13 protein-coding genes are annotated in these 11,659 nt (G+C 60.9%); 2 read left to right on the top strand and 11 right to left on the bottom strand.

What is annotated here, in order from left to right; translation table 11 throughout:
- Positions 1-865 precede the first annotated feature (865 nt).
- Positions 866-1,216 carry a DUF3147 family protein gene (locus tag AC1DMG_RS08535; protein WP_441604626.1) on the bottom strand — a complete coding sequence of 117 codons (351 nt, stop codon included), beginning with the start codon at positions 1,214-1,216 and terminating at the stop codon, positions 866-868.
- Between the two features lie 213 nt (positions 1,217-1,429).
- On the opposite strand from AC1DMG_RS08535, the gene AC1DMG_RS08530 reads away from it, so the two are divergent.
- On the top strand, positions 1,430-2,248 hold the full coding sequence (locus tag AC1DMG_RS08530; protein ID WP_441604625.1) for an alpha/beta fold hydrolase: 819 nt from the start codon (positions 1,430-1,432) through the stop codon (positions 2,246-2,248).
- Positions 2,249-2,386: 138 nt separating this feature from the next.
- On the opposite strand, the gene AC1DMG_RS08525 is transcribed toward AC1DMG_RS08530, so the two are convergent.
- The 4 genes from AC1DMG_RS08525 to AC1DMG_RS08510 form a co-directional block, all read right to left on the bottom strand.
- Positions 2,387-2,887, bottom strand: a complete 501-nt coding sequence (locus tag AC1DMG_RS08525; protein WP_441611080.1) for a DUF6491 family protein — start codon at positions 2,885-2,887, stop codon at positions 2,387-2,389.
- 149 nt (positions 2,888-3,036) lie between these two features.
- Positions 3,037-3,792: a DUF1223 domain-containing protein gene (locus AC1DMG_RS08520; RefSeq protein ID WP_441604623.1), complete on the bottom strand. Its 756-nt coding sequence runs from the start codon at positions 3,790-3,792 to the stop codon at positions 3,037-3,039.
- A 421-nt stretch (positions 3,793-4,213) separates the two neighbouring features.
- Entirely contained in the window at positions 4,214-4,714 is a 501-nt protein-coding gene (locus tag AC1DMG_RS08515) for an SRPBCC family protein (RefSeq protein WP_441604622.1), read from the bottom strand.
- Positions 4,692-5,054 carry an ArsR/SmtB family transcription factor gene (locus tag AC1DMG_RS08510; RefSeq protein ID WP_441611081.1) on the bottom strand — a complete coding sequence of 121 codons (363 nt, stop codon included), beginning with the start codon at positions 5,052-5,054 and terminating at the stop codon, positions 4,692-4,694. The genes AC1DMG_RS08515 and AC1DMG_RS08510 overlap by 23 nt, the downstream gene beginning before the upstream one ends.
- A 317-nt stretch (positions 5,055-5,371) precedes the next feature.
- Here AC1DMG_RS08510 and AC1DMG_RS08505 point away from each other — a divergent pair, with 317 nt between their 5' ends.
- Complete coding sequence (locus tag AC1DMG_RS08505; RefSeq protein ID WP_441604620.1) at positions 5,372-5,845, top strand: hemerythrin domain-containing protein; 474 nt, start codon at positions 5,372-5,374, stop codon at positions 5,843-5,845.
- 96 nt (positions 5,846-5,941) lie between these two features.
- Here AC1DMG_RS08505 and AC1DMG_RS08500 read toward each other — a convergent pair whose 3' ends face one another.
- The 6 genes from AC1DMG_RS08500 to AC1DMG_RS08475 form a co-directional block, all read right to left on the bottom strand.
- Positions 5,942-6,196 carry a hypothetical protein gene (locus tag AC1DMG_RS08500; RefSeq protein WP_441604619.1) on the bottom strand — a complete coding sequence of 85 codons (255 nt, stop codon included), beginning with the start codon at positions 6,194-6,196 and terminating at the stop codon, positions 5,942-5,944.
- A gap of 445 nt (positions 6,197-6,641) precedes the next feature.
- The gene (locus AC1DMG_RS08495) at positions 6,642-6,863 is read right to left on the bottom strand and encodes a hypothetical protein (protein WP_441604618.1); all 222 of its coding nucleotides are present in this window, start codon (positions 6,861-6,863) and stop codon (positions 6,642-6,644) included.
- 119 nt (positions 6,864-6,982) lie between these two features.
- Entirely contained in the window at positions 6,983-7,138 is a 156-nt protein-coding gene (locus tag AC1DMG_RS08490) for a hypothetical protein (RefSeq protein WP_441604617.1), read from the bottom strand.
- Between the two features lie 637 nt (positions 7,139-7,775).
- Complete coding sequence (locus tag AC1DMG_RS08485; protein WP_441604616.1) at positions 7,776-10,004, bottom strand: xanthine dehydrogenase family protein molybdopterin-binding subunit; 2,229 nt, start codon at positions 10,002-10,004, stop codon at positions 7,776-7,778.
- Positions 10,005-10,019: 15 nt separating this feature from the next.
- On the bottom strand, positions 10,020-11,024 hold the full coding sequence (locus tag AC1DMG_RS08480) for an FAD binding domain-containing protein (protein ID WP_441604615.1): 1,005 nt from the start codon (positions 11,022-11,024) through the stop codon (positions 10,020-10,022).
- 9 nt (positions 11,025-11,033) lie between these two features.
- The gene (locus tag AC1DMG_RS08475; protein WP_441604614.1) at positions 11,034-11,657 is read right to left on the bottom strand and encodes a (2Fe-2S)-binding protein; all 624 of its coding nucleotides are present in this window, start codon (positions 11,655-11,657) and stop codon (positions 11,034-11,036) included.
- Positions 11,658-11,659 lie beyond the last annotated feature (2 nt).

The following is an 11,659-nucleotide window of genomic DNA, read 5'->3' as shown; positions in this document are numbered from 1 at the left end:
GGGTGAGCTGGATCAGTTCCATGGTGGTTCCTCCCTGTCGGACACGGCTCCGCAGCGGCTCAGGCGCTTACAGCGCTCCGTGTCAGTGAATGCTTGGCAACTTCGTCGGTGATCGCCCCGATGCGGCGCATCGCCATGCCGGCCGATGCGCCGCATCGGCGATCATCGGAGACGTGTGGTGGTCACTCGAGGCTCGTCACCGAGCAGGCGGGCGCACTGCTGAAGGCAGTGGATGGCCGCGCCCAGGCTGGCCGTGACGGCTACGGGAAGCGGCCATGGCAGTGGCCTGCCGGGGAATCCCCGCGCCTGCGCGTGGCGGCACTGCTCGCTGTCGAGACGCAGGCGCGTGAGGGCGAGCACCGCCAGGGCGACGTCGCCGCGAGTGCTATGACGAAGGGTTTCGGGCCATGCCACCGCCTCGGATGACGAGTCGTCAGGCGGAGGAGCGAGGGTGTCGTCAGGGGGAACGGACGAGCGAATGCGTACCGTATGATCGCGGATAGCCATGATCAACTTCCTATGAGTTGGGGATGGTTAGCGGGTCGTGGGTGTTCTCAGCACTCACGGCTCGCGCATCATGACTTGGTCGTCATGGTCACCCTCTAAGCCTTGCAGTACGACAGCGAAAGTGACGGATCGACCCTAACAAGCAGGGGCGGCATCGTCTGTCAGGGTTGAGCGAGATGGACGTCCGCGTGGCCGCAGGCGAGCGCGAGGTCTCTGGGCCGGCGAAATGTCAGCGCCCTTCCCTTTGAAAGCAGAAGAGAGCATGCGACTTTCTGCGGAGCAAGCGGGAAGGAGATAGTTTATTCGAACCATGGCGACGGGACTTAATTACCTCGGTCCCGCTTGTCGCGCTCTCGCATCAAATCAGCCTGATTCCCAGCGGGCGCACGGCCCACGCAAACAAGGCAAAGCACACGATGGTGATGACCGCGCTGAGACCGAGTGCCGGCCAGAATCCAAATCGTGCAAAGAGGCGCGGGAACGCCAAGAACATCGGCAAGGTCGGCACCACATACCAGAAGGTGTACCAAGCATGGTTGGTGATTTTCTCAGCCGGCTGCTTTTCGATGTAAAGCCATGTCAGCGCCAGTAGCGTCACCAATGGCAGCGACGCCAGCAGAGCACCCGCCCGATCGCTGCGCTTGGCGACTTCTGACACAGCCACGACGATGGCGGCTGTGATGAAGTATTTCGTAATGATCCAGAGCATGGTCGGAGTCTAACGCGCGGCGGGATCTGCGGATTGAAAAACGTCCGCTATGGATCGAAGGCAGACCCTGTGAATCAAGCTGCCTCGCTTCAACAAGCAGGTGATCTGCACGCGGCGGGAACGTCGTGACAACGGAATCACGCTCGCGGTGCTATTGAACGGTGCGAACCGCCCGAGACACCAGGGGACAGACCACGAGAGGAGGTGTCAGTAATGGCTACGATCACCACGCCGGACGGCGTAGAGATCTTTTATAAAGACTGGGGCTCCGGTCAGCCGATCGTCTTCAGTCATGGGTGGCCCTTGTCGGCCGACGACTGGGACGCCCAGATGACGTTTTTTCTTCAGCACGGCTACCGGGTGATCGCCCATGACCGGCGCGGGCACGGTCGGTCCGAGCAAGTCGGCACCGGCAACGACATGGACCACTGGGTCGCTGACCTCGCTGCACTGACCGAGTACCTCGACATCCACGACGCTATCCACATCGGGCACTCGACCGGCGGTGGCGAAGTGGCCCGCTACGTCGCTCGCCACCAGAAGCGTGTCGCCAAGGCAGTGCTGGTGGCCTCGTTGACACCGAACATGGTGAAAACCGACGCGAACCCTGGCGGCCAGCCGCAGGAGTTTTTTGAAGGGGTCAGGTCAGGCGTGCTTGGCAACCGGTCGGAGTTTTACCGGGCCGTCCCTGAGGGTCCGTTCTACGGATTCAACCGTCAGGGCGCCAAGCCGTCCGAGGCGGTGATCGCGAACTGGTGGCGCCAGGGCATGGCCGGCAGCGCTCAGGCCCACTACGAAACCGTCGCCTCCTGGCTGGAGGACTACACCGAAGATCTGAAGAAGATCACGGTGCCGGTCCTGGTCATGCATGGCGAAGACGACCAGATCGTCCCATTCGCCAGTGCGGTGCCGCGCGCGGTCGACCTGCTCGCGAACGGTAAGCTGAAGACATACCCTGGCTACCCGCACGGCATGCTCACTACCCACGCGGACGTCCTCAACCCCGACCTTCTCGCATTTATCAAATCCTGACGGGACACCCGCCCGAACCAGAGCCAGGCAATTTGAGTGGCGCGCCCATGGGTGTGCCACTCAATCTAAGTGCCGCTTCGCGTCGGAAACGGGGACATCTCGATCGACCTTATGTAACCCCGCAACGGCCGCAATGTTCTACCGTGTACGGCCACCGTCGGTCATTTCGTCGGTACGGAACATGGTTTGCCAGCGCAGTGTCTCTGGCTCCGACGGGTAGGTGGCGTCCGGGCTCCGCGCTGGGCGGGGCTCGATCACCCTGAGGCGATGACCCAGATCCCGCTTGTCCATTGTCTGGATAACTACGGAACGGCAGTCGTGCGAAACGCCGGCATCGAGCGACACGATGCGGCTCCCTGACAGCACCGGCTGCGGGCAGCCTTCATCCGTGGTCACGAGCCAGACATCCTTATGCGATCCGTCCACGGTATAGACGGCAATACGATGATCGCCGAGCGGATCCACGCTAGTCACGACGGCGGTATCGGCGATGCTTTCCACCGCATGGCCGGCGGACTTCATGTAGGCATCGCGCTCGGCGGCCTGCAGATCTTTTTGCGGACCCGCCATGGCAACGCCACTCGCTATCAGCCATGCGAAGCAGGCCAGACTCCAAACCTTTCCCTTGCGCATCTTCATGACGACGCTCCCTGGGACGATGCTCGGTTACCTCTTCTACAAGCCGCGCCCCGCAGGATCAACCGGCGGCGCATGAAGACTGTTTCATGCGCTGTCTCGAGGGATGAGGGCATGGCAAACCAATCGGAAAAGAGACCGAGGTAGTTAACCTAATTAACTGCCTCCGTCCCCTTTTCCGACTCAGACGGCTCCTCGGATGCCGCGAGAATGTCACCCCCTTTGGGGATCTGTACCAACGCGGCGGTCGACAAACCTGACGACGACATTGGCGGCAATGCGAACGAGAGCGGCGCTCCGTTCCACGTCCCCAAGTGAACAAGCTCGTGCACAACATTGCGATGCAGCAGCGTACGGCCACTGTTCTCCCCCGCGCGAACATGGACACTGACCGCACGAGGGTCATAACGCACCAGCCACACGTCGCGGGGCGACGATGCCTGGCCGGCGCCTATCGCAAGTTGGCCTCTGTCCCAGCTCATGGAGGGGCCTTGGCTGGAGGCATGTTCAATGGCCTCGTCGAGCTGGCGGCGATTGGTTCCCACCAGGTCGACCTGACCGTTGATATAGATCTGTGGCGTCCAGACGTTATCGTGCTTCTTGTTATGCGCGTAGTCCCACTGCCTTTGTGTATAGGCGTCTCGAGCAAACGTATCTTTCCACCCGAGGTTATCCCAGTAGGTCACGGCAAAGGACAGCGCAAGAATCCCTGGCTTTCCGGCAATGGCATTGAGGTTGTCCTGCGCGGGTGGGCATGACGAACAACCTTGGCTCTGGAATAGCTCGACAACGACCAGTGGACGCTGTGGCGTCGGCGGCCCGTCCTGTGCGTGGCTTAGGGCTGCGAATCCCCCTGCCCCGATGATGCTGACAAGCAACTTCAGTAACGCTCGAGCAATCATGGCCATGCCCCTCCGAGTCGGTTGTCAGGTCAGCTACGCCTAGTGCGCGCCTTCGTAAAGTACTTCGTTGCGGCCGGAGGCAAAGTTACACGAAGCGGGATGCGCGTATCCGGCCCAAGTCATTGGAGCGTGATACTCGACGAGCGGATAGCCAAGATCCCCGAATGATGGGATGTCGATTGTTCCCGGGGCCACTTTGGGTCGACAGCGGACATTCCCTTCAACGCTTCAACGGACTACGCGACAAGTCGATGTTCTGCACGCAGCCCGCTTCGGCCGCAGACCAGCTGACTCCCTTGTTGACATGGCGCTCTTCAGGAAATCGCGTCTGAGCACACCGTTCTCACGAGGCGCGGAACTGATCAGCGCGGCGGGGGATGGTGTGCTTCATCGCCATTCCTTCCATGCGTCGGTAGCCGCCGTATGTTTACGATCGGCCTGCGAGCAAGTCATCCAGTTGTGCGAACTGTTCGGGCAGGCCTTCCGCCGAACCCGCGAGGGCTTCGTCGAGTGCCGCTTCTGTGGGGTAGAGTTCGTGAAAGGTGACCAGCGTCTTGCCGGCATTTTCTTCGAACGTTACCGTGGTCAATGCGCCTTGGTCGCTATCTTCGTTCGTCCATACGAGGCGCCTGTGCGGCGTTACTTCTCTGTAGGTGCCGAAGAACGCCATCGGTTGATCGAAGGCCGGATGGCTGAACACGAGGCGATACGTGCCCCCGGTGCGAACATCCATGTCGCACGAGACCAGCGACATGCCCACCGACTTCGGAACCCACCACTGCTTGAACAATTCGGGTTTGCTCCACGCTTCGAAGACGATGCGCGCGGAGGCATTGAACGTTCGCCTCACCACGAGTTCGCGGTCGGACATGCGTTCCACGGTGGTGCGGTTCGTGGCGGCGGGACTACCTTTTTCTTCGTTGGGCATCTGCCTTCTCCTTGGATTTCAAGTGCTCGACAAGCTTGTCCAGTGCATCGAAGCGTGCGCTCCATAGTTGGCGGTGCTGCTCGATCCAGGCGGCCTCTTCTTCAAGTCGGCGCTTTCCGAGCTTGCAGGTTCGTACACGCCCGACCTTCTCCGTAGTCACAAGGCCCGCCTGCTCCAGGATGCTGACGTGCTTCTTCATGCCCGTGAGCGTCATGTGAAACCTTTGGGCGAGCTCGGAGATCGAGGCGTCTGAACCCCCAAGCTGCTCCAGCACGCCGCGTCGGGTGACATCGGAGAGAGCGGCGAACGTTGTGTCGAGGCGGGCTTGATAGTGAACCATATGGTTCACTGTATGGCACGCATTGCGGGTTTGCAAGCGGATGATCCGCGGGAGCAAATCGCGCAGTTTGGGCTCGGCCGCTCCGGGCCCAAACTGCGCATGCCTGGCGCAGCCAACGTTCCGACTGGCGCCCTCGGCCTTCCGCGCTGGATTTTGTTCATAAGAGCAGCGTCGCCACTGTGCGCCACTCGCTGGATCATAGGCGTGCCGGTTGGCGGGAACACGATGCCTTGACGCCACCTTCTCGCACGACCGCCATCCGCCTCACACGCCAGGCCGCACGCTCCGTCTACTCTTCCACTCAACGCGAGAACACCGTGGACGCCATCCAATTGCTGAAATCCGAGCACAAAGAAGTCAAAGAGCTCCTTGTTGAGCTCACCGAAACAACATCACGTGCTGTCAAACGACGCGCGGAGCTGATCGCGACGATTCAAACCAAACTGTCCGCACACGTCGCCATCGAAGAAGAAATCTTCTACCCGGCCTATCGGGATGCGGGTGGCAAGGAGCAGGAGAAGATGTATTACGAGGCTCTTGAAGAGCATCGAGCTGCGAAGGACCTGGTTCTAGGCGACCTCTTCAAGACCGAGCCAGATTCAGAGAAATTTTCGGGTCGCGCAAAGGTGCTCAAGGAGCTCATTGAGCATCACATCGAAGAGGAAGAACAGGAGATGTTAAAACAGGCCAAGGAGCTGCTCGACAAGGACCAATTGCGGTCCCTTGGCGAAGCGATGGCAGAGCGGAAAAAGGAATTGGTCGCCGAGGCCAAAAAGCAACAGGCAGCCTGAGCAGGCACTCCCCAGTTGGCAAAGCAAAGCCGGTCGAACAGTTCAGTCGCCGTCTTTGCTCGGCGAGCACATCGACGCCAAACGTGGCGCGTATCTTTATATCGCCGGCCACCCGTCCGGCTCCAACTCATAGCCGCCGCGTAGCAAGGTAGCCTCGATATAGAGCTGCAAGGTCACGTGCATTCTGATATCCGGATCTGCTAACGGCGACCAGTCGTTGCGGACCGAACCCAGCGCTTCGGATGTTTGTCCGTCGTAGTGAAACCTGGCGTGCCAGTGCGTTTGCCCGTCTTGCTCGCGTGATGTCGCTCGATACGAGACGGTGCGGTGCACACCTCTGATGTCGCCCATGGTCGATGTCCTGTAGGGCACCCTGCCGTTGGAGTTTATCCAGACGGTTGTAGGGCATCGTGAAACACGGCGGTATTCACCGTTAACAGGGGAGGCGCACGTCGCTAATGCTCAGCGACTTCTAAAAATGCGTCAAAGCCGTATACCGCCCGTATTTTCTCACGTGCATCGACGGCGTTATCGACTGCGTCGGACTCTAATGTGAAGGGCCCCACGTCGGTCTTATGATGCGCATAATTGGTCACGACCCAGTAGCCGCTATAGTCTTTCTCGCAATACACGTCCCAATGCATGTGGACACTGTATGCCTCCATGGAGCGCTGTGCGGGACGAGGGCTATCGATCTTCAGCTGCCGGTCGGCTAATGATGGCCAGGGTTGCCACGCTTTGACGAAGGAGCTCGCGATACGACGCGCGCATCAAAGCCACGAGGAGTCCGCATGCTTCATGTCAGGTCGAACCATGCCTGTTCGATATCGTTAGCGACGGCTTGGTCGGTTTCGACTACCGTAAAGGTACCGACGCCGAAGACCCTCCCGTTGCGCCTTCCGCTATAGACCCCGTCCTTACGATAGGTCGCGGCCCAAACGACACTGTTCGAGGCTGCATGGGTGTACAGCCCAGTGAAGCTGACTCCATCACTGGTATTGCCGGCTACATCGAACATGGAATAAATCTCTAGAAGGACGCACTGCAGACGCTGCTCCCGCGAGCATGCGTACCCAACCTCGCGCTCGTGCACCAAAGGGCCGCGCAAAGGCGGCCCTCATGGCGATCCAATGGTCGTTACTTCTTCGAATGTCCCGGGTTATCGGACGGCTGTCCCTTCGTGTCCTTTTCATCCTTGGATCGATCGGTACGCTGCGCTTCCTTTTCTTGAGGCGCTTTGGACGGATCCGTCTGCGGGGTGCGGGGTGCATTCATGTTGTTGGCGTTGCTCATGTACTACTCCAGGGCGGTAGGTATGCCGCGGGGTCCACACTGGCCATTGGAGGGTCGCGGCAGCGTGACATCTCTGTTGGGGGCTGATGTTTGCATTCATTCCTTCCGAGTTGTCCGCAACGAAATGCAAAACCTACACACCCATCACGTCTCCTGTGCGCCACCGTGAACTGCAAGGAGAAGTCAGGTCAATTCGCTCGCCGAGCACTTCAAGCGTACGCACCGTGAAAAAAGCAGGTGCAGTCGCACGCCGCAAACGACTAATCTTCCTGGCTCGCTTCCTCCGAATCCGTGCTTGCGAACCGACACGTCCCCGTTTGTGTCACTCTCAACACAATCGCCACTTGGCATAGAGGTCTCGACATGGCTGAGCGTCACGAACGGATTGAGACTGTAGACAACAGCGGCAAGCGTGTTGCCATCACCAAGGTCACGCCGCGGCTGCCGGCAGCATCGGCCAGCGACCCGCACGCCAGCTCCGAAGGTCCACCGACTTACTTTCTAGCCGATGGCACACGGCTCCATCGAACACCTAACGGCTTCGAAACAGTGTGCGGCACGTCCTGGTTCACTCGCGTGTAGCTCCGTGGTCACCATGCCAAGCCACCCGCCGCGAATCGGCCAGAGTGGAACGGCGCTACCCCGTTGCCAGTAGATCTTCGATGCGTACGGGAAGATCACGCACGCGTTTACCTGTAGCGTGATAGACCGCATTGGTAATCGCCGCGGCGATGCCCGCCAGGCCGATTTCGCCGATACCGCGCACGCCCATGGCGTTCACCTTGGTATCGGGGTAGTCGAGGAAAATGACCTCCATCTCTGGCGGCATATCGGCATGGCTGGTCATGATGTAGTCGGCCAGGTTGCTGTTGACCGCCATGCCGTTGCGCGCGTCGTACTGCGTTTCTTCGAACAGGGCCATGCCCATGCCCATCACCAGCGCGCCTTCGATCTGGTTTTTGCCGGTCAACGGATTGACGATGCGGCCCGCATCGATCACAGTCACCACGCGATGAACGCGTAGCCGCGCCAGCTCAGGCTGCCAGCGCACTTCGACGAAGTGTGCGCCGTAGGAGTGGGTGGAATAGCTCTTTTTCTTCTGCCCGAAGGTGCCCTCGGCCTTGCCATGTCCTTCGACCTGTCCCAGACGCGCCTGGCGCAGCAGGTCGGAAAAATGCGTGCCTGAGCCCGGCTCCTGGCCCTGGCGATGCACCCTCCCCTGTGTAAAGGCAAGCTGGTCGGGCGTGGCGCCCGAGAACGACTTGGCATCTTCGGCGGCGATCTGGATAAGTTGATTGCCCGCCTGCTCGACGGCCTGCACCAGCGCGGGGACCATCGATCCGGTGGCCATCGAACCGCCAGACCATGGGCCAGGCGGCAGCTGGCTGTCGCCGATGGTGACCTTGACCTTGTCGACATCGACGCCGGTAAGGCCGGCGACCATCTGCGCGATCACGGTATAGGTGCCCGTGCCTATGTCCTGCGTACCGCTGGCGATGCGCACTGAACCATCCGCGAGCAACGTAACGGCGGCCTCCGCACTGAATCGCTCGGCGATCCAGCTACACGCGGCGACGCCCCAGCCAAGAATGCTCTCGCCCTCGCGCATCGATCCCACCTTGGGATTGCGGCGAGCCCAGCCGAAGGATTCGGCGCCTCGCGTGAGGCACTCCTCAAGATGCCGCGACGAGAACGGGATGTTTTCCTTCTCGTCGATCTTGGGCTCATTCTTGAGACGCAACGCAACGGGGTCCATCTTCAGCGCGATGGCGAGTTCGTCCATCGCCGATTCAAGCGCATATAGCCCAGGCACGGCGCCGGGCCCGCGCATGGAGGTGGCCGGTCCGACGAAGTGCTCTGCGTAGGTGCCGGTCACGCGCAGATGGGGCGTGCTGTACAGGAAGCCCGTGGCCTCGCCGCAGTCCTCCTTGTAGTCGGCCAGCAGTGCGCGCTGGTAGACGTAGTCCTGCCGCAACGACGTGAGCTTGCCGGACGCATCGCAGCCAAGGCGTATGCGTTGTTTGGTGGATGGTCGGTGGCCCACGTTGTGGAACATCATCTGGCGATCGACGACCAACTTCACGGGACGATGAAGATCGCGTGCCGCAGCCGCGGCGAGCAGCGCCTGCGTCCACGGCCATAGCTTGCCGCCGAAGCCCGAACCGAGATATTCGGTGATGACGCGCACATGGTCCGTCGGGACACCGAGCATCTGCGCCATCACGGCGCGAAAGTTCATGATGGCCTGAGTCGTTTCATACAACGTGAAGCGCACGCCATCCCAGAGCGCCAGGCTGGCGTGCAGCTCGATGGGGTTATGCGTTTCCACTGGCGTGCTATAGGTGTGGTCGACCTTGATGGCAGCATGCTCGAACGCGGCATCGGGATCACCGCGCTCGGTCTCGGTCTGCGGCGGCTGGCTGGAGTCCAGTGTGGGCGAAACGGATGGCGTCTCCACGTTCGCGTAACGGACCGCTACGGATCGCGCCGCTGCAGTGGCCTGTTCGAAGGTATCGGCAACGACTAGCGCGACGTACTGACCGTAGTAGCGCACCTCATCGTCGTCGAGCGGCGGCCGGCTCTCGTCGATCTTGGCCTTGCTGCCTTTGGAGACGCGATAGAAGCGTCCGATATTCTCTCGCGTATAGATCTTGCGGACACCGGGCAGCGCTTGCGCCCGCACGATATCGATGTACTCGATGTGCGCCTTGGCCACGGTGGCGCAAACTGGTACGGCGTAAACCATGTTGGGGAAGGAGAAATCAGAGGCATAGCGAGCGGCGCCACTGACTTTCAGAGGGCCGTCGATGCGACTCATCGCTTTGCCGACGATCGGCAGTTCGACGTAGTTTGCGGGCTGACTCATGCTCAGCGTCTCCTGTCACGCCGCCGTGGACACGTCGCTCATGGCCTTGATCAGGCAACGGCGGGCCAGTTCCACTTTGAATCGGTTGTCCGCCTGCGGCTGGGCGTTGGCGAGGAAAGCGTCGGCGGCGCGCTTGAACAAGTCGGGGCTGGGCGCGTTGCCGCGCAGCACCTGTTCGGCGGAAGCGGAACGCCACGGGCGCGTACCGACGCCGCCCATGGCCATGGCCACCTGTTGGATATGGCCATCCTGCAGCACGAGCACGATGGCGACGGAAGCGAGCGCGAACTCATAGGAAGCACGATCGCGCAATTTCAGATAGAGCGATTTCGCATGGTCCGTCGCCTTGGGCAGACGAACCCCGGTGATCAGGTCACCCGGCTCCATCACGGTCTCGCGCTGCGGCGTCGCGCCGGGCAAGACGAAGAACTCCGCCACCGGTACATCACGCCGTCCCTGCGGCCCTTGGATGGATACAACGGCATCGAGCGCCGTGAGTGCCACATTCATGTCCGACGGGTTGGTAGCGATGCAATGCTCGCTACCGCCAAGGATGGCGAGATTTCGATGATAGCCACTCAACGCCGAGCAGCCGCTGCCAGGCTCGCGCTTGTTGCAGGCGCTGTGAATATCACGAAAATACACGCATCTGGTGCGCTGAAGCAGGTTGCCGCTGGTCGTGGCCATATTGCGTATCTGTCCCGACGCCCCGGCGAGGATGGCCTGGGACAACACCGGATACTTGGCGCGAATCTCGGGATGATTGGCGAGATCCGAGTTACGCACCAAGGCGCCGATCGTGAGGCCACCCTCCGCGCTCGATTCAATGGACGACAACGGAAGCCGGTTGATGTCGACCACCTGCACGGGGTGCTCAACGTCCAGCTTCATCAGATCAAGCAGGGTGGTGCCACCAGCGACGAAGCGAATCTCGGCGCCTTGCTGCGCCGTGGTGGCCTGCGCGGCGGTCGCGATCGCCTGGTCGATGCTCTTTGCGCGTGTGTAGTTGAATGCCTGCATGGGGATCGCCTAGGCAGATTGGACCTGTTTGATCGCTGCGAGTATGTTTTTGTACGCGCCGCATCGGCAGATGTTTCCGCTCATCGCCTCGCGGAGGCTGTCATCGTCCCTGCCCCATGGCTCTTTCAGCACGGCGACTGCCGACATGATCTGTCCAGAGGTGCAGTAGCCGCATTGATAGCCGTCGTGATCGACGAACGCCTGCTGCATCGGATGCAGCGAGCCGGGCTGACCCAGGCCTTCGATCGTCGTTACGGTGTCGCCGTCGTGCATCACGGCGAGACTCAGGCACGAGAGCACGCGGCGACCGTTGACGTGGACGGTGCAGGCCCCGCACTGGCCGTGATCGCAACCTTTCTTGGTGCCCGTCAACTGAAGATGGTCACGCAGCGCGTCCAGCAGCGACGTCCGGCTGTCGACCGACACGTTTCGCGTCTGGCCATTCACCGTCAGCTTGATGGTTTCCCGCCCCGAACCTGCCGTTTTTTCCGGTGCGTCTCGTGTGGGCACCGACGCGGCAATCAAGTTGAATGACGCGAGCCCTGACGTGGCTCCCGCGACCGTGATCATCTGCAAAAATTTGCGGCGGCTGAAGGGCAGTCCCGCAAATGGCAAGTGTTGTTGGTGAGCCATGC

It is taken from the genome of Dyella sp. 01N36, assembly GCF_056399745.1.
This window is presented reverse-complemented; position numbering and strand designations above follow the sequence as displayed.